Below are 21298 nucleotides of genomic sequence, written 5' to 3'. Positions count from 1 at the left end.
AACTGTAAATAGGAGAGAAATTATGGCATTATCCGCTGAAAAACAAACAATGATTTGGAAAACGTTAAACGATACCCGGGGGAAGATCGAACCTTCGGAATACAAAAACTACATATTTGGCATCATGTTTTATAAGTTCTTGTCAGAAAAGGCTCAAGCTTGGTTGCAGGGTGTCTTACGAGGTGAAAACTGGGCCAGTGTCTGGTCCCAGGACCAGCAACGTGCCGCCGAGTTCATGCAAAAGAACCTAGGGTACGTGATTCAGCCGGGCGACATGTTTGCCGATTGGCTACAGGCCATCAACGAAGATAAATTCAACATTATGATGGTGTCCGATGCACTGGTGCATTTTGATCAGGGAATTAGCGCCGACGCCAAAGACGATTTCTCTGGCATCTTTGACGACATGGATCTGACGTCTTCACGGCTCGGGGCCAACGCCCAGACACGAACGGCTACCATGATGGACTGGATTAACCTGTTAGATAAGGTAGAACTGGATGCCGACGGGGATGTCTTGGGGGACCTCTACGAGTACCTAATTGGCATGTTCCAGGCCAACTCCGGAAGTAAAGCGGGGGAATTCTATACGCCGCACCAAGTTTCCGATATTATGGCGCAGATTTTAACGGCGGGGCGTGAGAACCAAGAAGAATACACCCTCTACGACCCGGCACTGGGCTCGGGGTCGTTACTGCTCACCACCGGGGCGCACATGCAACGCGCTGGCGTGCGGGGCGCGATTAAGTACTATGGTCAGGAAATCATCACCACCACTTACAACTTGGCGCGGATGAACCTAATGATGCACGGGGTTGAGTACAACGATATTAACCTACATAACGCCGATACGTTAAACGGTGACTGGCCGGACGGATTGGTCGACGGGGTAGACTCCCCCCGGATGTTCGACGCGGTGATGGCCAACCCACCGTACTCTTTGAAGTGGGACAACACGGACCGCGAAGACGATCCCCGGTTTAAAATGGGGGTAGCACCGAAGTCGAAAGCCGACTACGCGTTCTTACTGCACTGCCTGTACCATTTAAAGGCGGATGGCCGGATGGCGATTGTCTTACCGCACGGGGTGTTGTTCCGGGGCGCTGCGGAAGGCCGCATCCGCAAGGAATTGTTGGATAACCACAACATCGCGGGAGTCATTGGTTTGCCGGCCAATATCTTCACCAACACTTCCATTCCAACGGTGATCTTGGTATTGGAGAAGAACCGGACGGCAGATGATGTGTTGTTTATTGACGCATCGAAGGATTTTGAAAAGCAAAAGAACGCCAACGTCTTACGGCCGGAAGACATCGAAAAGATTGTTCAGACCTATTTGACCCGACAGGACGTGGAAAAGTACGCGCACGTCGCACCGTTATCAGAGATTCAGGAAAATGACTATAACCTCAACATTCCGCGCTACGTGGACACCTTCGAGGAGGAGCCCCCGGTTGATACGGCAAAGCTCTTAGCGGAGATGCAGACGGTCACCCAAGAAGAAGCCCAAGAAACGGCAGAATTAAAGCGCATGATGGCAGATTTAGTAGTGACTAATCCAGAGGACCAGCACATCTTGGATGACTTAAGGGGGATTTTGGATCATGAGTGAGACACAACCAGTTAAACCCCTGGTGCCGGCCATTCGTTTTAAAGGCTTCACTGATGCTTGGGAACAGCGTAAGTTGAAAAATGTGTTAAAAGTAAATTCTGGTAGAGACTATAAAAATCTTAAGCCGGGGAATATTCCTGTTTATGGTACTGGTGGATTTATGCTTAATGTTAATGGTCAATTATCTTCAGATGATGCTATTGGCATAGGAAGAAAGGGGACAATTGATAGACCTCAATTTTTAAAGGCGCCTTTCTGGACAGTGGATACACTATTTTTTATGACAAGTGAGGGAAATAATAGCCTTCGTTTCTTATATGCATGGTGTCAGTTGGTTCAATGGAAACGGTATGATGAATCAACAGGCGTACCTAGTTTATCAAAAAGTACGCTTAATAAGATTACATTGAAGGTACCTAGCTTAAGTGAACAAAATAGTGCCGGAGAGTTTTTTAACATTTTAGATAACCTTATCGCTTCCAATCAGCGTAGGGGTGAAATTCTAAAAGAGCTCAAAAAAGCGCTACTACAAAAAATGTTTGTATCTGGCAAAAAGACAGTTCCAGATATTAGGTTCTCGGGATATACTGACGCATGGGAACAGCGTAAGCTAGCAGACCTTGCAACTATAGACGCAAGAATTGGGTGGCAAAATCTAAGGACATCAGAGTTTTTAAGTAGTGGTAATTATATGCTTATTACAGGGACTGACTTTAGGGATGGTGCAATAAATTACGCTGGTGTTCATTATGTACAAAAGGAACGGTATGATCAAGATGAAAAAATTCAAATAAAAAATGGTAGTATCCTTATTACGAAAGATGGGACACTTGGAAAAGTTGCTTATGTAAAGGACTTATTAAAGCCGGCTACATTAAATGCAGGAGTCTTTAATGTTGAGGTTAAGGACCGCTTCAAGACGAATAATAAATATCTTTTTCATTATTTAAAGGCACCTTTTTTATTGAATTTTGCTAGTAAGCAGTCGACCGGAGGGACGATTAAACATTTAAATAAGAATGTGTTAGTTAAGTTTTTAGTTCCGTTACCGATTATTCAAGAACAAGAAAGAATCGGCGTATTTCTATCTGCCTTAGAGAATCTTATCGCTTCCAATCAGCGTAAAGGTGAAATCCTAAAAAGCCTCAAAAAAGTCTTACTACAAAAAATGTTTGTCTAAACCAATCAAGCAATCCGGGGGTTGAACCCCCACTACATAGAATCCAGGGAGGCATTAGCCAAAATGGCTGAGAACAAATTTGAAACCGCCGTTATTGAACAACTAAAGGCCGAAGGGTGGACCGAACGTAAAGACCTATCGGGCGTGACAACTCAGGCTTTATATGATCACTGGCGGGATATCCTGAATCAGAACAACGCTCGGAAGTTGACGGGAACGCCCTTATCGGATACCGAGTTTCAGAGTCTCAAGCTCGAATTGAATAAGAACAAGACACCCTACGACGCGCAGTTAACGCTCGCCGGGTCGGGCGGCATCGGAACCTTACCGTTAACCCGGGACGACGGTACCAAGCTCGAAATTGAAATCTTCTACGGCGACGAGGTAGCGGGTGGTCACTCCCGGTATGAAGTGGTTAGCCAGATCACCTTTAACGATCTGCCCTTCACCCTGAGTACCAAGCGGCGGATTGACGTGATGCTACTCATCAACGGCCTGCCCGTGGCCCACATCGAAGAAAAGGACGAATCCCTACAAAACCAATGGAGCGCCTTTGAACAGCTCCAAAAGTATGATAGTGATGGGATGTACACGGGGATTTTTTCCTTTGTGCAAGTGCAGTTCATCTTGTCGCGGCATTCGGCGCACTACTTTGCCCGGCCCAAGAATTCGGCCAACTATAACAAGGATTTTGTCTTTGGTTGGCGCGATGACCACGGTCAAGACGTAACCGATACCATGACGTTTATTCACCAGGTCATGGGGATTCCGGCCCTGCACCGGCTGGTCACGGTTAACATGATTCCGGACGCCGCCAACGACAACCTGATGGTGATGCGGTCGTACCAGATTCAGGCCACTCGGTCCATCATGGATCGGATGCGCACCATGGACGCCAACGATTTTATTGAAAAAGAGGGTGGCTATGTCTGGCATACCACGGGGTCCGGAAAGACGGTGACCTCGTTTAAGGTCGCCCAACTGCTAGCGTCAATGCCCAAGGTCCGTAACGTTTTATTCATTGTGGACCGGGTAGACCTGGTTAATCAGACGTTTGAGAATTTTAAGGCCTACGCTTATAAGACCTTCGAAAGCCGGATTCAGGTGGTTAAGGGCCATGAATTGAAAAAACGGTTAAGCCAAAAAAATACGGCCTCTCACATCTACCTGATTACGGTTCAGGGGTTGGACAAAGCCGTCAAGGCGGGGCTAACCTCTGATCAACGACAGGTTATTTTGATGGATGAAGCCCACCGATCGGCCAGTGGAGATGCCGTGGACCGCATTAAGCGCGCCTTTCCTAAGACCACCTGGTTCGGCTTCACGGGGACTCCAAACTTCTATAGCGACGAAGTCCACGACGTTAAGACGTCGCGAAATGTTTCGACCTACGATATCTTTGGTCGCCGGTTGCATCGCTACACCATCAAGGACGCTATCGGAGATGGTAACGTTTTAGGTTTTGACGTCAGTTACTATACGCCTAATTACGAAGCGATTAGTCCATTTGAATTGGACGAACAAGAAATGGAGAAGCAGATTTATACTTCTTTGATCTATCGTCAATTGGTCGTTGATGATATCGCTCAGCATTGGGATGAAAATCATTCGGGACCGATCCAAATGGGCCGGCGGAAACCGAACCAGTTTCACGGATTATTTGCGGTTTCCGGTAAGCAAGCAGTGGTGGCGTATTATCATCTCTTTAAAAAGATGGTGCCGAATTTACGGGTGGCGATGACCTATTCACACGACGAGGATAACGGCGCGGGGACCTCTGATCTGCAAGCCGAACTCAAGCAGGCCATGACGGATTACGCCGAGCTGTACCAGACCCGTAACTTCCTGGAAGACACTAATCCTGAACGGGGTTACCTAAACGACATCACCAAGCGTTTAGCGCATAAGAAACCGTATAATCAGAAGCTCAACGCCGCGCAAGAACAGGACACACCTCAGCGCTTGGACTTAGTGATTGTGTCCGACCAACTGCTAACCGGATTCGATTCCAAGTACGTCAACACGATCTACATTGATAAGATTTTAAAGGAAGGTCCGCTGATCCAAGCGATGTCGCGGACTAACCGAACAATTGACAAGAACGCCAAGCCGCACGGCAAGGTTCGGTTTTACCGTAAGGGCGACGTGATGGAAGAAAACGTCAAGAATGCCTTGGTGATCTATACCAAGGGGGGTAACGATACCGAGGCGGATGCCGAGAAACAGCCGGATGATCAAGATCAACAACAGTTGATTGATGACGATATTTTAGCTCCTAAGCAGGCTACTCAGATTGAAGATTTACAACCCAAGGTGGAACGACTCAAGGAAATTGCGGGGGACGATTTTAGTCAAACGCCGAAGTCGGAAAGTGAACAGCTTGAGTTTGCCACGTTGGCTGCAGAAGTTAATCAAAAGGTTCAACGGTTGGTTCAACAAGGGTATGAATTAGGAACCGAAGTTGACAAGTTCGACGATCACGGGCAACCCACGGGTGATAAGATTGGGTTGGAAATTAAAGACGATAACGAGTTTAGCGCCCTACAGGCCCGAATGAATGACGTTAACGAGTTATTGCCACCCGAGAAGAAGATGGATCTCGCCAATGTGCAGATCGCAATCGACCTGTACCGCCATGAGATTATCGACTATGACATGTTGGTCGCACTCTTAAACGCCTACATGGATGAGATGACCGAAGAAAATCACCAGGCCGTTGAGGAACACATCACGCCAATGGACGATGACTCACGTACCGAAATCGAGGAAATTTTGGACGGTATCGAAAATCATGTTTACACCACGCATTTTGACACGGAGTCGCTAAAGGAGGCCCGCCAAACGATTCGAACCGAAAAGATCGAATTGAAGATTCGGCGCTGGTCAGCCGATAATGGAGCCAACGGTAACGCTATTGTCGCGGCGTATGATCTATTTTTGCCCGGGGTCAGTCTTAATGACAATCCGCAATTAAAGGCGAAAATTATTCAGATTGAACAAGAACAGAATTTAGGCTTCTTCGAGACAGCAGACTTTGAAGATGGGTTGATGCGTTTCTTCAGTTCGTTAGCCTAGAACCCAAAAGGCCCTGACTATGTGACGCAGTCAGGGCCTTTAGTGAACGCAAGTCCTCCAAAGTTTTTTGGGGGGGATCAGTGGAATCGGCAGCGTTATCAGATTCCAATCTGAAGTTAAATAAGAACTGCTAGCCATTAAGCTAACAGTTTCCTTTATCACTAAGGTCGGGCGTACTGATTCCCACGAGATGCCCGTGTGGCACCGGCGGCTTGGGCCGCTGACTCACTTTCGCAAGTGTAGTTGGCGGGGTTCTTAACCTGTGAATAGTACTTATTGCTGTCGGAAACGTAGACTTTTCCCGCTGGGGCAGTGGTCCACTGCCCCGATTTAGTCCCTGATTGGGCGGTTGAATGGGTCGTGGTGGTCGATTGATGGCTCGCGCTCCCCGTACTGCCGCTTCCATAACCGTAATCGTGACTAGAACTGGCACTGGCTGCGTGACTAGACTGGCGACTGGCCGAGACAATGGGTTTAGCGTTGTTGCTCCCCGTATCGTAGTCAATCTTGATGCCTTCAGCCGAGTTGATCACCGCAATGGCCGTGTTGATTTGGCCATCCGATGACTTAATGTCCACGATGGACCCGCGGGGGATGGTTTCACTGTGATAGTAAAGTGGTGTCGTTTCGTACTGGAGGGTGTCGCTGGTGTTCGGGTTGGCTTTCCAGTAATCTTCCGCGGTTTCTTCGGCGTAACGCATGCCACCATCCTGGTTCGCACCGACGTTTTGCGGCCGGGTACCAGTGGTGAAGTTGTTTTCTGACGTGTAGGATTTGGCTCCCAGCAGGCTATCCCCGATGGAATGGCTACGGTTGTAGAGATAACCATGGTAGGTGCGGCCGGTGAACACGTAGCTGATGGCAACCTTGGGATTTTCCGTGGGCCAACCACTGGGTTCCAGTGGATTACCTTGACGGGACCCCCGGGAACCGGCGTACTCGCCGTAAGTCAAAACGGCGCGGGCGGTACCAGCACGACCCTGAGCATCACTCGCGAAATGGTAGTCGCCGGCCTTAAGGTTCTTGAAACCGGTGGTGTGGGCCTTGCCTAACTCCCAATAATAGTTTTGAGTGGGACCGGCCGACTCGTCATTGGTATAACTGACTAGTTTTTTGAGCACCTGACTGTTCCGAGACGTGGTTGTCGCGGGTGTTGAGGCGGCATTGCGTTTAGCCGTGGACTGCTTGGCGGCCTTATGGGGCTTGGTTACCGTGGTGGCAGAGTCGCTGGACGAGTTGGCCACGTTGGCCTTATCCGAGGCCGACTCGGTGGTTGATGCCCCGCCACCGCTCATTCCGATGAAGATGAACGCGACCACTAAGGCGATGAGCGCGTTGCGTCCCTGGTGGTTGGTGCGCCGGTGACCGACTTTATTGACCACCCAGAGTCCGCCTAAAACAACGGCGATGAGCAGACTGAGTCCGCCAATAAATGATGCGAATGTTGACATGAAAAGCTCCTCCTCAGGAATTTAAGTAGTTGAAAAATGGTGCTGGCACCTCACTTAGCGGTTGTTTTACAAAGAATCAATTATCCCGCTAAGCTATGTTTGGGCATAGTCAAGCATACCAGAAATTTAATGGTGAGAGGGATCGGAAGTAAAACTTGATCATTAGAGAACGAGATTAGTCGGTCGGCTAGTTGAATTAAATGAAAAGCCTAAGCGAACGGTAACTAGGAATCGACGAGAGCCGGCAGTAACGGTAACTGAATTGAGGTCACTAAAATGATTGATATAATAGTGGTTGTGGATGGATTGAATTTAAGACATTAGAAATCGCTCACGCTAAAAAATAGCGGTATCTCTCCGTAACTGGGGGGATACCGTTATCTTAGAGGTCAATATTTTGTTAGAAAAACGTCAGTTTAAATCACCGAAGGAGTGTTAGTCAATGTTCCTCAACGTCACCCAAAAAAGCCGGGATCTCTTCCGTGATTACCCGGTCGTGCGTTCAATTGCCGCGGCGCAACGGGAAGCGCGTGTTAATCCCATGTTTTCCTGGCACGCCACGGCCATTACGGGTCACGGCCAACGGTTCGTGGTGATCAGTCATGATGCCAGTGCTTTATGTGTAGTCCTTAACGCCGCCGATCTCACTGCGTCGCAGCGGTTAAGCAACCTATTCTGGTCCCAGCTCGCCGCTCAGTGGGCCCAATACGGTTTAACGGCTGCCGACCTGGCCACTTACCGCGACGTTGCCGGGGATTGGCAACTTAACCAACCCCTCGACCATCAGCGGGTACGGCGGTTAAACGAACAGGGGATGTATGTCGATTTCTTGTGGCAGCAGGACATCACGTCCACCCTGGAAATGTCGTTACTGGTAGCCCAAACGCCGCCACTGGGCCGGCAGCAACCGCTACATCAGGTGGCGACCATCACCACCGACCTCGCGTCCGCCCGGTTTCACTGGCAACCGTAACTTAATCGGAGTGGCGACGGGGCCACACGTGGTGCCCGAACCACAGGGCCAGTGCAATTCCCAGGCAGGATAGGGCGGTGGACTTGAAGTCCGTCGTTAAGTGATAGATGAGCACGCCAAAAATGCAGATGAGGCCTAAAATGATCACGGCCTTGATCGTTACGGCTAGTTTGGCCATCGAAATCCCTCCTTACAAGTTAGTTTATGCGCTTCTTTTTAGGGGAACAACCGGCGCTGGGGTAAACTTTTAAAATTAAATCTGGTTTGAGACCGTTATGGACAGATGGTGACCGCCCCATTTTCTATACTAGAGATAGTGGTTACCCCCGTGGAGGTGACCTCAATTAGGACTGAGGAGTGAGTTGAATGACGGCAGCACAACCCGATTTAAATCAATTCATACAAGAAAATCATCTTTACGCTAGCCTATGGGTCTATCGTTACAGTCGCCCGGATATCATCCGGCCCGATGCCGGTGATACCGTAACGTTGTTATCACGCGAGCAGCGGCGCTTAACGGTCCCCGTGGCACGTTACAAGCTCCAACAGGCTGGCCTGACGTATGCCGACCAGGTCGACTTAGTTGATTTGCAAACGGCGGTGGACCGACTTTTGACGGGTGAAACGTTGCCCGTAATCATCGATAACGTCCCGGACCTGTCGGCCGTTGCCGAACTGATTCGCGGGGCCAACCAACGGGGCTTGCGCGTTGTCGGGAGGAACCAGGCGGCCGCCGCCCGGTGGGACGTTGACGATGATGAGACGAAACTGCTGAAGGGGCTGGCCGCTGAGGGAGAGCTAAACATCATGGCGAGCAGCGATGGGGCGTTCCAAGAAATCGTCAACCAAGACGACGAGGTGGCAGCGACCAGCAATGGTGAAATGAGACCCAACGAGCACCCCTTCATGCGAACGACCGCCTATTATGAAATTATTGATGAAACGGGAACCGCGCTGCTGCAACAGGTGCCCTTACGCGCGTTAGGGGCCGTGCTCTTCGCGTTAGCGCAAGGACTATCCGTGGCGACCGTTAAACGCCTCTTGTTGTGGCCGCAATTATCACGTGCGGACTTGGCCGGGGCGCGACTGGTCTTAGGCCGTAATTTCCGTTCACAACCTTACTTGGTGGCATCTGCCGATGAACTGCTGCAAATCCGCAAATGCTCAATTCTTACGGATGCCTCCGAATCCGTGAGCTTCTTGCAATATACCGGTGAAAGTGGACGCATGCCGTTGAGTTTACCCGTCAGTCTCGACGATGGTCGTGAGCTGCTGTCTCAAGTTGCGCACGGGATGACACCGGACGTGGACCAGCAGGGCCGGCAATTGGCAACGACCCTCAGTCAACTGGCTGAGGCGGCGGGGGTTCAGATTCGCCGATATGACCGCCAATTAACGGATATTTGTGATATTGACTACTTCAAAGTTGCCGCCGATGGTCACCAAATCGAGGACCTACAAGCCGATTCCCAAGAGAGCATGACCCGTCATCCAGTCGAAACCGTGTTTGACGTGCTGGATCCGGCCACGACGCGCTTGATTCGTTACGACCTGACGTTTTACCAATTGGTCACGTACCTGGTGGCCCAGACCACTCACCGCGATTGACCAGCTGCGACGAACAATTAAGGCGATTATTTTACTAAAAACACCCACCGCAACGCCAATTGACCGGCGTTACGGTGGGTGTTTTTACGAATCAGGTTAGTGGGGTTAGTGTTGGTTGATCGCGGCGAGGACTTTTTGGCGACTGTTATCGGCGGTCCAGTGACCGTTGTTGCTAGGAGAGTAGTGCGGGATAGTTTTGACCGGTCGGTGCGCAAACTTCACCAGGTTCTTGTAATGGGCGCCCTGACCTACGGCGATTAACGTGGCGTTGGCGGGGATGCCCAGGGCGTCGAGGTGACTTTCGAGGTCCGTCACGACCTGTTGGTTGAAGGCAACGTGTTGGGGATTGCTGTCGACCGTTTCGGAGAGGTCGGTCATGAAGGCGCCCCAGAGTGCGGTGCCGTAAAGGGCCGCGGCGAGCTTGTAATCTTGACTCTTACGCGCGCCGTGGAAGTTGGTAAACGACTGGTCGGGTTGGTCGGCTAAGCCGTTACCGGGGTTCATCCCCACCAAAACGTAGGACATTTGAGCCAGGTAGGCGGTCAGGTCCGCCGGTAACTGGTCCGTTGGAAAATCGTTGGGTAAGTAGTGGTCTTTAAACAGGGCCTCGCGGGCCTGATTATCTTGAACCTGGTCGGCGTCGGCTGGAACGCGCCAAAAAGCAAAACTATCAACTTTGGTGAACGGTGAAGTTGTCATGAGTATAGGAGTCCCTTCTCGATTTTAAGTTGTGGTGCTGGGTCGGTGATTATTGAACCATCGATAAGGTCAATATAGCATAGGGGCCTGACATAATTTGTCGTTGATTAGCCGCCTGGAAAATTTTTAGCAAGTTACGGGGACGACACTTGGACGTGCTATAATGGGACTACCCTTGGCAGGAGTGGCGAAACGGGCCACTGACGGACGGTCGAATTGACCGTCCGTTTTTCTGCCTTTTTTTAAAGACGTGCGAGAACGAGCGACTCGAAAAAAATTAAAAATTATTTCGGGCGGCCACCCCGTCGCGCCACATGGTGTCACCCTCAAATCGTAAACTAGACTCATCACTTCAACGAAAACGTTAGCGACCAAACACCAGCCGGTGGCGATTGATGAGACTTTTGGCGGAACTTATAGGAGGGTAACATGACTAGTCAGGAACGGATTATTCAATTATTATTTCGATTATTAGACGGTGAAAGCATCAACTTTCGCGCGGAAGCTCGCGACTACGGGTGCTCCGAGCGCACGATGACCAGAGATCAGGCCGTGATTGCTGACGCGCTGGTCCACGAAACGGAATTTGAGATGGGCTATAAGCCCAAGACGCGACAACACTATTTAGACCGGGAGGACCAGATCTCGCAAGCCGAAGCCCTTGCCTTAATCAAGCTGGTGATTGGGACCCGGGCGTTGAGTCGGGCAGAAATGCAACGACTGACGCACCACCTCTTGAACATGCTGTCGTTAAAGACCCAAAAGGCCGTGAAAAAAACGATCGCCACGACCATGGCGGCTTACATTCCCGTGGGCGACGACCACAAAATTTTGCCGCAACTGGCGAAGTTTAGCGACTACATCATCGAAAAACAGGCCATTAAGTTTTCCTATCAGAGTAGCGTGCCGCAGAACACCCATCCCAAATTTCAAGTGGGGCGGCCCCTCAGCCTTTATTTTGCGGACTACTACTTCTACGTGGTAATGTACCTCGAGGCCAGCAATAAGAGCGTGGTCTTTCGTCTCGACCGGTTTGACCAGGTCAAATCGTTGAACCGCCAATTAACGGTACCCGCCGATAAAAAAACGGACGAGGGGGCCTTGCGCCACAAGACCTACCTGCTTAACGGCGGCTACGAGTTGCACTACCGCTTCCAGTACTGGGGCTACCCGCAAACGGCGTTGGACAAGTTACCCAAGTCCGAGGTGACTCACCGGCATGACGACGGGAGCGTCACCATTGAAGGGGACCTCTTCTCGCAAGGCGCCCTGTTATGGGTGTTGGGTCAGGGCTCGCTGATCAAGGTCCTGGCCCCCCAGACGCTGATCAACGATGTGCAGGCCACGTTGCAGAAAACGTTAGCGTATTATGACTAAAATGACTCCCGCTATGCCGATCGTGCTGATCGACGTGGCGGGATTTTTTAGCGGTGAGTAAACGAATTCCGTGTTCTGGCCTGCACGGTTAAGATAATTAAGACTAAACTAGAAGGGGAAAAGAAAGCTAAGTGGTTTAAGGAGGAATGCACGATGACGGAACAAACAGTAATGATGGCACACCTACCGTCGCAGATGAAGGCCTGGCAGGTGACCACGCCAGGGCCCATCGACGGCCCGCAATCGCCGCTGGAATTGGTGACTAAACCGGTACCCCAACCGGGACCGGGCGAAACGTTAGTCCGCATCTTGGCCTGTGGGGTGTGTCATACTGATCTCCACGTGAGTGAGGGCGACCTACCCGTCCACCACGCCCACGTCACGCCGGGGCACGAAATCATCGGTGAGGTGGTTGGCAACGGCCCCCAAACCAATCGGTTCAAGCTGGGCGAACGCATCGGGGTACCGTGGTTACGCTGGACCTGTGGCGTGTGCCGCTACTGCCGGTCGGGTCGCGAAAACCTGTGTCCGCACTCCAAGTACACCGGCTGGGACCACGACGGTGGTTACGCGCAATACGTGACGGTGCCCGAGGGCTTCGCCTACCGGATTCCGGAACGGTTCGATTCCGTGACGGCGGCGCCACTGTTGTGTGCCGGCATCATCGGCTACCGGGCCTTCGAGCGGGCCAACGTGCCAGCCGGCGGAACCTTAGGGTTGTATGGTTTTGGTGGGTCGGCGCACATTACCGCCCAGATTGCCATCGACCAGGGGATTCAGGTCCACGTCTTCACCCGGGGTAAGGACGCCCAAAAGTTCGGCCTGCAACTGGGGGCCGCCTCGGCGCAAGGGGCGTACGACCCGTCACCGGTCAAGTTGGATTCGGCCATCATGTTTGCGCCAGTGGGCGACATGGTACCGAACGAACTGGCTAACCTGGCTAAGGGCGGTACCTTAGCGTTAGCGGGCATTCACCTCAGCGATATTCCGGTCTTGAACTACCAGGACCACATTTTCCACGAAAAGAACCTGACCAGCGTGGAAAGTAACACTCGGCGTGACGGCGAAGAATTCTTAACGCTGGCTGATCGACTCAACATTCAGCCGGCCACCACGTCGTACGCCTTTGACAAAGCCGATGAGGCCCTACGCTTTGTGAAGCAGGGCGATATCAAGGGCGCGTGCGTGTTGAAAATCGGGGAAGACTAATGAGATGATGAGAACACTAAAGCCCCGTCACGTGATTTCACGTGACGGGGCTTTAGTTTGTCTTGAGGGGCAACGAATTTAGTGGTTCCGCTTGCGCTTGAGACCCAGTCCCAAGGTGGCAAGCAACAGGGTCAGGCCGGCGACCAATGGGTTCACACTAGCTTGGTCGTTGGTCTGCGGTAACTTGGTGGTTGGCACCTTGGTCGGTTGAGCCGCGGCCGAATGGGTCGTAGCGACCGGCGCTGGAGTTACCGTTGCCGCAGCACTGGCGGTCGTAACGACCGCTGGCGTGATGGCGCGGTTAGCGGGACGAGCCGCTTGGTCGTTTTGAGCACCAGTGACGGGTTGGGCCTTGGCCGGTTGAGCGCCATGGGTTGGTGTCGTCGGTGTCGTCGGCTTAGTTGGGGTCGTTGGCGTTGGTGTTACCTGATCGCCTTCACCATTATTGTCGTCCGTCGTCACCTTATTGAAGACGAAGGTGATGGTTTGCGGCGTTTCGGCGTAGGTCCCGGATTGCGTAGCGGGCCCGGTGACTTGGTAACCGGTTAACGTATCGGCGTTAGCGGTGAAGGTGTCGCCAACCTTCCCGGTTAAGGTGTGTTGGCTCAAAACGTTACCGTTGGCGTCGACGTTCTTGACGATGACCGTTCCGTTCGTAGCTGGGATGTCACCGCCACCACCCGTGGTGATCTTTGCCAAGGTGAAGGTGATGGTTTGTGGCGCTGCGGTGTAAGTCCCGGTCTGCGTAGCGGGTCCGGTGACTTGGTAACCAGTGAGCGTATCGGCGTTGGCCGTGAAGGTATCCCCAACTTTCCCGGTCAAGGTGTGTTGCATGAGGACGTTGCCGTCGGGGTCAACGTTCTTGACGATGACCGTCCCTTGAGCGGCTGGTAACTGACTAAACGTGAAGGTGACCGTCTGGGGTACTTCGGTGTAAGTCCCGGTCTGCGTAGCGGGGCCAGTAACTTGGTAACCATCGAGCGTATCGGCGTTAGCGGTGAAGGTATCGCCGACGTTACCCGTTAAGGTGTGCTGATTAAGGACGTTGCCGTCGGTATCGACATTCTTAACGGTGACGGTGCCCTTGGCGATGGTGTACACGAAGGTGACCGTTTGTGGGTCTTCGGTGTAGGTTCCGGTGGCCGTTGGGTTACTGGTTAAGGTGTAGCCGTAAATCTTTTCGGCGTTGGCCGTGAAGGTGTCCCCCACGTTACCGGTTAAGGTCGTTTGGTTGAGAACGTTGCCGTTAGTATCGACGTTCTTAACGGTGACGGTTCCCTTAGCGATGGCGTAGACGAAGGTAACCGTTTGGGGATCTTCGGTGTAGGTGCCAGTGGCGGTTGGAGCGCTGGTTAAAGTGTACCCGGCAAGTTTGTCGGCATTGGTGGTAAAGGTGTCCCCCACGTTGCCGGTCAAAGTCTTTTGGTCGAGAACTTTACCGTTAGTATCCACGTTTTGCACGGTAACGGTTCCTTGCGTATTAGTGTAGTTAAACGTAATGGTTTGGGGCGCTTCGGTGTAGGTTCCGGCGACGGTTGGATTACCCACCAGCGTGTAACCGTAGTGCTTGCCGGCGTTAGCGGTGAAGGCGTCGTCGATGGTCCCGGTCAGGGTGCGTTGATCTAACACGGTGCCGTCGGGGGCAATTTCCTTCACGGTAACGGTTCCTAGCGTAGAGGCGTAGACGAAGGTAACGGTTTGGGGTGCGTCCGTGTAAATTTTGTTGACGGTGGCGGCGGTGCTGACTAATTTGTAATTGGCTAAATTGTCGGCGTTAACGGTGATCCGGTCACCGACCTTACCGTCGAGCACTTGTTGACTGATGAGGTTTCCTTGTTGGTCAACGTTTTTGACGGTAATGGTGCTGGCGGTTCCTTCGTCGATTTTAGAGGTGATAAAGGCGGAGTAATTATCGTCTTTATATTGGCCAATGTAGGCGGCCACCCGGAAGACGTAGTAACCACCAGGCAGGGCCTTCACGGGCGTTAACTTGTACTGACCGGTGTTACTCAGGGTGAATTTAAACCAAGAACGGGCGTTAGTCTGCTGGTCGGCCCAGTCGGCCCAGCTTGCATAGTCCTTTACGTTCGTGGGCGCGGTCGGACTGTAGATGATGGGGGTCGAGTTGAGATTACCAAACGAAATTAGACTGTATTTAGGAGAGAGAATGTCACCGGTGGTGGTGTCCTGGAGACTCGTGACACCAGCATCAGCAAACGGGTTAATGCCAGCCTGAGCTTGGCCCTGAGTATAGTCCGGGGTGGTTAAGTCTTGATTCCAGCCTTCGTAATGGAAGTAGTCCTCGTCTTGAGGATGGTAAAGACCGGAAGTGAAATGGTTTTGGGCGTAGGCCACGAAGCCAATATTACCGGTATCGGGGAAATCACCCGAAAAGTTGTTATCCGAAATGTTAAGGGTCGACAGCGATGGTAGGTTCGTCGGGTCGAAGGTCCCACTTAATTGATTGTGGTTAAGATTGAGTTCGAACATGTCTTTCGATTGCGTGAGATCAGGTAATGTCCCGGTGAGCTTGTTTTGAGTTAAGGTCACCATGGTTAAATCCTTGTACTTCACTAGGCCGGTTAAATCACCGGTAAGTCCCAGATTGTCTAAGGAAAGAAACTTTAAGTTAGTATTCTGGGGCAGGTAGGTGTTCAAAAAATCGTTGAGCGGTAAATTCCAGTTCAAGTTAGCGGTTTCATAGTTGTTGATGCGGAAGCTGGTCATGGCGGGGGCAAAGTCAAAGTTAATCATGCCGGCCGGTGTCAGTTTAGGATTCGTGACGTCTAGCGCTGTCAGATTAGTAAAGCGTTCCAATCCTTTTAGACTCGTGACGTTAGGTTGATTTTGATAAGTTCCGTCAGACAATTGGAATGAATCATTCACGAATTGATAGAGGTTTTCGTCGGTGACGAAGGTGCCTTTACGCACACCGTTAACTAGCATGGTGTGTTGTGCGGTCAAGGTGTCTTCAATCCATTGCCGCATGGCGGGATCGGGCATCCAGTTCACCGCGTTGTTGGGATCCGTCGTCGGATCAACTTCGGCTTCAGCTTCTGGTTTAACCGTTGCCGTTGCGTCGGTTGCGGCCTTAGCCGAGTTAGCCGTCGTGCCATCGGTTTCCCCGGTAGCTGGCGTGACCGCCGGTGTGGCTACGGGTGCGGCGGCTGCCTTGGGTGCGGGTGTCGCGGCTGGTTTTTCTACGGTTGGCGTCTCTGGCTTATTTTGATTGCTAACGGGTGTGGTCCCGGCTGGCGTGGTCGTTTCTGGTGTCGTGGTTTCTGGTGTCGTCGTTGCCGGTGTTTCGGCAGGGGCCTTAGTCGAGGTTTCCGTGCCGGCCGGCATCTCTGGTTTGGCGGTCGTTTGGGGATCCGTCGTAACAGCGGCGGGCGTCGTGTCTTTGACCGGTGTCGTTTCTGGTGCGGTCTTTAACGTGGTCGTGGCCGATGGTTGGGCCTTGGCGGTCGCGTCGACTTGCTCGGTGTCCACGGTCTGGGTGGTGTCCCCTGTGGTGGTAGTGTCAGCTTGCGCAACGACGGAACTTCCCAGTAGGCCTAACCCCAGCGTGGTGACCGTCAAGCAAGCGTAAACCCAGTGCTTGCCTGCCTTATAGCTCTTATAGTGTTCCTTGGTTTCGTTTAAGATGTTCTTCATGATTGAAATCCCCCTCAAGATATCAATTCAACGTTGTGACTGGGATGGCCGCATGACCATTCCCGTTTAAACAACTTAAGTAAGTGTCCAACAACTATTCTCTGGAAAAGATAACTAATTACCACATAATTAGTTAAATGGACAATCCAGATTTCACCTTCATTGTAGTCACTATTTGATTGAATATCAAGGGGGGTTATGACTTATGACAAATAAAGTTTAGGTGGGTAATGGTAATGGGCTATTTTCAAAAAATTTATAGTTTTCAATTTTCGAAGAAAGCCAGTATTACTGCAATATACATGAGTAAAGATAATAACTTAAGTAACATAATCACTAAAATGGTCTACCGGAAATTTAATCATTAATTCTCAAATTATATAGTCGTTGGTAGAACGATGAAGACCGGAATCAAACGTATAAAATGGGTAAAATGGTTTACGTAATGAGCAAATGATTAACGGCTATCCGGACGAATAGTAAAAGTCAAGACTGACGTTTTGCTAAAATTCGGCGTAGACTAAGGCGATTCGTGGGAGGTGGGGACATGGTACCCAGATTTTTAGTGAGCGGTTTGGCGGTCGTGACGCTATTTGGCGGGGGCGTTGCCGGGTGTCACCGGCAGCCGCGGTCTACGGCGACGACGGCCAATTCAACGGCCAACTCATCCCGGCCGGCGGTGAGCCCTTTGACGGTGCACGCCTTGCGCCAACAGCCTAAGCTTCTCTATAGTAGTGTGATCTATTATGCGGTGAAACATACGGGGGTTCAGCGTTGGCAGGAGGTCTCGGATTTTAAACTTGGTTGGCAGGTGGAAACGGAGCAGGTCCACGGCACCAAACGCTATTCTGTGTGGCCGGACGCCCACATTCAAGAAGCCCAAAAGAAGCTGGAACCAAACTGGTTTACGTTGAAGGGTCAACGGGTGACGTACGAAAGTTTTGTGGTGCATTCGGACGGAGACACACGGTGGCTCATACCACGCTGTCTCAGGTGGTTCAGCAGATTAACCGGGATCACGCCGCCCAGCGCGTGCGACACATGACCGTTAATTTGACAATTTTAGCGAAATAACACTCGGCGTAACCAATTGGCCGAGTGTTTTTTTAGCCGTCAAACGTTGATCTAGCGGGAATGCTACAAAGACTAGCTTGGCGAATCACATAAATTTCGCTAAGTTAGAAGGTGGAGGTGGGGCAAGTGAGCTTTGCGGAAAATTTAAAGGAACTACGGCATCGGCGCGGCATGACCCAGGCGGCCATTGCGACGCAGTTACATGTCTCGCGTAAGACCGTTTCCAGTTGGGAGACCGGGCGGACGTATCCGGACGTGACCATGTTGGTCCACATCAGCGACGCTTATCAGGTTTCGTTGGACAGTTTGTTGAAAGAAGACTTGGGGTTGTTAACCCACTTTCAGCAACAGGATCAGGCAAATTTGCGGCGGCAACGCTGGGGCCGGTGGTCGCTGGCCGTCAACGTGGGAGCCGTTTTGATGTATTATTTTTTGGCGTTTTTACGGGTAAACGTGGATTGGCTGAGCAGCTTGTTACTCTTAAACCTGATTGTGCTGTGGCAGAGTGGGCGGCAGTTTACGGATTGGTCGCCTAAGGGCTGGCGAATGGTGGCCATTATCGGGGCCGTTGTTTTGGTCAACGTCGCGTTCATGCTGATGGCTTACGCACACGTTCCACTGGCCTATACCGGGACGCAACCGAGTTCGGATTTCGCGGTCGGGGTGGTCATGGGGCGGCTCTTTGACCGCGCGGGAACGGTGATCATTCTGAGTCTGTGCGACACTTTTGCCATCTTTGGCCGAATGGCCCCCAGCCGTGACGAAAACTAGTGAGAACCCCGCGGATTTAACCGCGTTGGACGGAAAGCGACCGGCTGATTTTTAGAGAAAAACGCTGGTATTGCCCGGTCAACTAGCCTATCATTTAATTTAACCATGATTAAACGAGGGGGAACCGCTGATGATCGACAACCTGGATCAACGCCTGATTGGGCGTCAATTTGTGCTGAGTCACGCGGACGTGACGGTGGGGGCCACGTTTTACGGGATCTTCTATCGGTTGCACGCAACGGAACCGTTGCACGTTGGCGATACGGTGAAAGTGGTGCAAGCGGACCAGCACGGCTTGACGGTTCAAGTCGTCCCGGCCCAACGAGGAGGAGATTAACATGTGGGGTACCTTTATACTGATCATTGTTGTGTTAGTGATCGCGCTGGTCTTACTGAACATGGTCAAGATCATCACGCAACCGGACCGGGGCGTCGTCATCACGTTAGGGAAGTACAACAAGACCCTAACACCCGGGTTTCACCTGATTGCGCCGTTCATTTCGCACGTGATCCGGGTCAGCACGGCCCAGACGCCCGTGGATTTGGACGAACAGATCGTGATCACCAAGGATAACGCGGAGATTTCCGTGAAAATTTCGCTGAAATACCACGTGACGAATATTGAAGACTTCGTGTTTAAAAACGAGGATTCGGTCCGCAGTATGACCCAGGATACCCGGGCGTCATTGCGGGGGATTATCGGGAATAAGGAATTGAACGAGGTCCTAAACGGGACCGAAGAGATCAACCAAGCACTGTTCTCGGGCTTATCCGACGTCACGGCCGGTTACGGCTTAAACGTTGACCGGGTCAACATTGATTCGGTCAACCCGTCCAAGGACATCCAAGATTCGATGAACAAACTCTTAAAGGCTACCCGGGAACGGGACGCGGCGATTGCCACGGCCGAAGGGAAGAGTAAGTCAATCACGCTAGAAAACGAAGCCAATAACCAGGCCTTGTTAGCCACCAACACCGCGCAAAACACGGCGTTGGTCAACTCGGCTAAGGCTAAGGCCACGGCGATCCACACGGAAGCCGACGCGCAGGCCTACCAAGTAGCGAAGCTAGATGCGGCGTTGAAGTTGTCTTCACAAAACTACTTCATTTCGCAAAACATCGCGGCCTTTAAGGAATTGGCCAAGAGTGATGCCAACACCGTGATCATGCCCAACAGCACCATTGATAGTTTGGGGACGATTCCGGCGATTGCGAAGGCGTTCCAAGCCACCAAGGCTTAACTTAAAATTGATGGGACCACCGCTACGACGATATTTCGCTGTGACGGTGGTCTTCTTTTGCGGTTATAAAGGGTTTTATAGCCGATTATCGAATGTACGTTCGTTTTTGGGCCGAGATATGGTATGCTGAACTCAAAATAACCCTGGGGAGGGGACGCTATGCCGTCAATCGACTTTTTAGAACGTACCGCATCAGGCCAACGCAACTATTTCTATATTGTAGGCTATCCCGCCTACCGGTTCACCCCGCAGCACCAATTAGCCCTGGCGCCGGAGAACAGTAAGATGGGGAACGTGACGCGTATCGACCGGGATGCGGGTCAACGGTACGTGGTTCAATTTCAGAAGGGTCAGCAGATCCTGCTGACGGAAAAACGTGTGGCGCAGCACCATGAATTTGCAACGACCACAGCCTTGACCCAGTACTTACAAGACCGCGGTGTCGTGTTACCGGCCGTCGCTGAGGGTACCCCGTTGTCAATTTTTCAGTCGCTGCAGGTCACCCAACAACTCCCGCGGGAGTACGTGGTGGTCGATTGTGAGTTTGCCCAATTATTTCAGACACAACGTCAATCAGACCAGATTCACCGGACGCAAACCACGGTGGCAGGAATCAACTTTGGGGTGTTTCAACTAAGCGCGCTGGGATACGCCGGGGATCGTGCAATCGATCTATCCTTTAACCGGTACGTTGACCGGCCGGAATTTGCACCCGAGATGAAACTGCGCGGGTTGACGGAAACGGGAGTGACCATGGCAACCTATACACAACGGGCCGCGCCCTTAGCCGTGTTGCGGGCGTTCATTACCCAGGTGTTGGCCCGACGATTACCCTTGGTGTTTTGGAACTATCATAATGATCTCAAGGCGTTAGACGTGTTAATCCAAATGAACCTGCAGAAACTGACCGAGGCGGAGCGAGCAATCGTGCTGGCACCACTGACGGTTTTTGACGGGGAGACTTACATGAGCCGGGTCCTCAATCGGCATAATCTTTCCCGCAACACGGTGGCGTACCAGTTGCCGTTGAACGGGGTGGCAGGACTGTTAAACATTGTGAATCCGCATCAACACAATGCCTTGTGGGATGCCCAGACCACTCAGACAGTCTTGGTGGAACTGACCAAGTTACAGGGGCAGGCGGCTCAGGTGGTGACCGTCCCGACGGTAGAACCAGCACCGACAACCTCAGCGACACGAACGCAGCACTGGCTGTCGTGGTGGCCTCGACGATTGCAACGGGGGACACGACGGACTATCTCAGAGAACGAATAGAGAGTGTGAATGGGTGCTTTATAGTGGTAACTGATTAAACTCAAAGTCGCAGTTGATTAATCAATTCGGTATACTGAAATAAAACGAGTTGAAAGGTTG

16 protein-coding genes are annotated in these 21298 nt (G+C 51.7%); 12 read left to right on the top strand and 4 right to left on the bottom strand.

Annotation, left to right across the window (positions count from 1 at the left end; translation table 11 throughout):
• The first annotated feature begins 22 nt into the window (after positions 1-22).
• From FD25_RS04920 to FD25_RS04910, 3 genes are all read left to right on the top strand, one after another.
• Positions 23-1612 (top strand): type I restriction-modification system subunit M, encoded by a 1590-nt coding sequence (locus tag FD25_RS04920; RefSeq protein WP_057801944.1) that lies wholly within the window; start codon positions 23-25, stop codon positions 1610-1612.
• Entirely contained in the window at positions 1605-2792 is a 1188-nt protein-coding gene (locus FD25_RS04915) for a restriction endonuclease subunit S (protein ID WP_057801942.1), read from the top strand. Before FD25_RS04920 ends, FD25_RS04915 begins: the two co-directional genes overlap by 8 nt.
• Before the next feature lie 63 nt (positions 2793-2855).
• Complete coding sequence (locus FD25_RS04910) at positions 2856-5867, top strand: type I restriction endonuclease subunit R (protein ID WP_057801940.1); 3012 nt, start codon at positions 2856-2858, stop codon at positions 5865-5867.
• Between the two features lie 161 nt (positions 5868-6028).
• On the opposite strand, the gene FD25_RS04905 is transcribed toward FD25_RS04910, so the two are convergent.
• Entirely contained in the window at positions 6029-7318 is a 1290-nt protein-coding gene (locus FD25_RS04905; RefSeq protein ID WP_057801938.1) for a DNA/RNA non-specific endonuclease, read from the bottom strand.
• 442 nt (positions 7319-7760) lie between these two features.
• On the opposite strand from FD25_RS04905, the gene FD25_RS04900 reads away from it, so the two are divergent.
• Positions 7761-8291: a DUF6933 domain-containing protein gene (locus tag FD25_RS04900; protein ID WP_057801936.1), complete on the top strand. Its 531-nt coding sequence runs from the start codon at positions 7761-7763 to the stop codon at positions 8289-8291.
• 1 nt (position 8292) lies between these two features.
• Here the strand turns inward: FD25_RS04900 and FD25_RS14045 are convergent, their stop codons facing one another.
• Positions 8293-8469: a hypothetical protein gene (locus tag FD25_RS14045; protein ID WP_157050049.1), complete on the bottom strand. Its 177-nt coding sequence runs from the start codon at positions 8467-8469 to the stop codon at positions 8293-8295.
• Between the two features lie 188 nt (positions 8470-8657).
• Between FD25_RS14045 and FD25_RS04895 the strand changes: the two genes are divergently transcribed.
• Positions 8658-9899, top strand: coding sequence for a hypothetical protein (locus FD25_RS04895; RefSeq protein ID WP_057801933.1), 1242 nt, complete (start codon positions 8658-8660; stop codon positions 9897-9899).
• A 105-nt stretch (positions 9900-10004) separates the two neighbouring features.
• On the opposite strand, the gene FD25_RS13880 is transcribed toward FD25_RS04895, so the two are convergent.
• Positions 10005-10598 carry a hypothetical protein gene (locus FD25_RS13880; protein WP_083484091.1) on the bottom strand — a complete coding sequence of 198 codons (594 nt, stop codon included), beginning with the start codon at positions 10596-10598 and terminating at the stop codon, positions 10005-10007.
• Positions 10599-11027: 429 nt separating this feature from the next.
• Here FD25_RS13880 and FD25_RS04885 point away from each other — a divergent pair, with 429 nt between their 5' ends.
• Both FD25_RS04885 and FD25_RS04880 read left to right on the top strand, forming a co-directional pair.
• On the top strand, positions 11028-11975 hold the full coding sequence (locus FD25_RS04885; RefSeq protein ID WP_057801931.1) for a helix-turn-helix transcriptional regulator: 948 nt from the start codon (positions 11028-11030) through the stop codon (positions 11973-11975).
• A 153-nt stretch (positions 11976-12128) separates the two neighbouring features.
• A complete protein-coding gene (locus FD25_RS04880; RefSeq protein ID WP_057801929.1) occupies positions 12129-13184 on the top strand; it encodes a zinc-dependent alcohol dehydrogenase family protein in 1056 nt (351 codons plus the stop codon).
• Positions 13185-13262: 78 nt separating this feature from the next.
• Here the strand turns inward: FD25_RS04880 and FD25_RS04875 are convergent, their stop codons facing one another.
• Positions 13263-16838 carry a MucBP domain-containing protein gene (locus FD25_RS04875; protein WP_057801927.1) on the bottom strand — a complete coding sequence of 1192 codons (3576 nt, stop codon included), beginning with the start codon at positions 16836-16838 and terminating at the stop codon, positions 13263-13265.
• 547 nt (positions 16839-17385) lie between these two features.
• Here FD25_RS04875 and FD25_RS04870 point away from each other — a divergent pair.
• From FD25_RS04870 to FD25_RS04850, 5 genes are all read left to right on the top strand, one after another.
• The gene (locus FD25_RS04870; RefSeq protein ID WP_083484090.1) at positions 17386-17883 is read left to right on the top strand and encodes a hypothetical protein; all 498 of its coding nucleotides are present in this window, start codon (positions 17386-17388) and stop codon (positions 17881-17883) included.
• A 155-nt stretch (positions 17884-18038) separates the two neighbouring features.
• The gene (locus tag FD25_RS04865; RefSeq protein WP_057801925.1) at positions 18039-18683 is read left to right on the top strand and encodes a helix-turn-helix domain-containing protein; all 645 of its coding nucleotides are present in this window, start codon (positions 18039-18041) and stop codon (positions 18681-18683) included.
• 130 nt (positions 18684-18813) lie between these two features.
• Positions 18814-19020 (top strand): hypothetical protein, encoded by a 207-nt coding sequence (locus FD25_RS04860; protein ID WP_057801923.1) that lies wholly within the window; start codon positions 18814-18816, stop codon positions 19018-19020.
• Position 19021: 1 nt separating this feature from the next.
• Positions 19022-19924 carry an SPFH domain-containing protein gene (locus tag FD25_RS04855; protein ID WP_057801921.1) on the top strand — a complete coding sequence of 301 codons (903 nt, stop codon included), beginning with the start codon at positions 19022-19024 and terminating at the stop codon, positions 19922-19924.
• Between the two features lie 159 nt (positions 19925-20083).
• Positions 20084-21199: a hypothetical protein gene (locus tag FD25_RS04850; RefSeq protein ID WP_057801919.1), complete on the top strand. Its 1116-nt coding sequence runs from the start codon at positions 20084-20086 to the stop codon at positions 21197-21199.
• The last annotated feature ends 99 nt before the right edge of the window (positions 21200-21298 follow it).

Origin of the sequence: Levilactobacillus acidifarinae DSM 19394 = JCM 15949 (assembly GCF_001434835.1) — a bacterium.
Lineage (GTDB): Bacteria > Bacillota > Bacilli > Lactobacillales > Lactobacillaceae > Levilactobacillus > Levilactobacillus acidifarinae.
This window is presented reverse-complemented; position numbering and strand designations above follow the sequence as displayed.

Coding starts and splice junctions, on each gene's coding strand:
- FD25_RS04910 (WP_057801940.1), top strand. CDS start 2,856: ATGGCTGAGAACAAATTTGAAACCGCCGTTATTGAACAACTAAAGGCC.
- FD25_RS04875 (WP_057801927.1), bottom strand. CDS start 16,838: ATGAAGAACATCTTAAACGAAACCAAGGAACACTATAAGAGCTATAAG.
- FD25_RS04915 (WP_057801942.1), top strand. CDS start 1,605: ATGAGTGAGACACAACCAGTTAAACCCCTGGTGCCGGCCATTCGTTTT.
- FD25_RS04920 (WP_057801944.1), top strand. CDS start 23: ATGGCATTATCCGCTGAAAAACAAACAATGATTTGGAAAACGTTAAAC.
- FD25_RS04900 (WP_057801936.1), top strand. CDS start 7,761: ATGTTCCTCAACGTCACCCAAAAAAGCCGGGATCTCTTCCGTGATTAC.
- FD25_RS04895 (WP_057801933.1), top strand. CDS start 8,658: ATGACGGCAGCACAACCCGATTTAAATCAATTCATACAAGAAAATCAT.
- FD25_RS04905 (WP_057801938.1), bottom strand. CDS start 7,318: ATGTCAACATTCGCATCATTTATTGGCGGACTCAGTCTGCTCATCGCC.
- FD25_RS04855 (WP_057801921.1), top strand. CDS start 19,022: ATGTGGGGTACCTTTATACTGATCATTGTTGTGTTAGTGATCGCGCTG.
- FD25_RS04860 (WP_057801923.1), top strand. CDS start 18,814: ATGATCGACAACCTGGATCAACGCCTGATTGGGCGTCAATTTGTGCTG.
- FD25_RS13880 (WP_083484091.1), bottom strand. CDS start 10,598: ATGACAACTTCACCGTTCACCAAAGTTGATAGTTTTGCTTTTTGGCGC.
- FD25_RS14045 (WP_157050049.1), bottom strand. CDS start 8,469: ATGGCCAAACTAGCCGTAACGATCAAGGCCGTGATCATTTTAGGCCTC.
- FD25_RS04885 (WP_057801931.1), top strand. CDS start 11,028: ATGACTAGTCAGGAACGGATTATTCAATTATTATTTCGATTATTAGAC.
- FD25_RS04870 (WP_083484090.1), top strand. CDS start 17,386: ATGGTACCCAGATTTTTAGTGAGCGGTTTGGCGGTCGTGACGCTATTT.
- FD25_RS04880 (WP_057801929.1), top strand. CDS start 12,129: ATGACGGAACAAACAGTAATGATGGCACACCTACCGTCGCAGATGAAG.
- FD25_RS04850 (WP_057801919.1), top strand. CDS start 20,084: ATGCCGTCAATCGACTTTTTAGAACGTACCGCATCAGGCCAACGCAAC.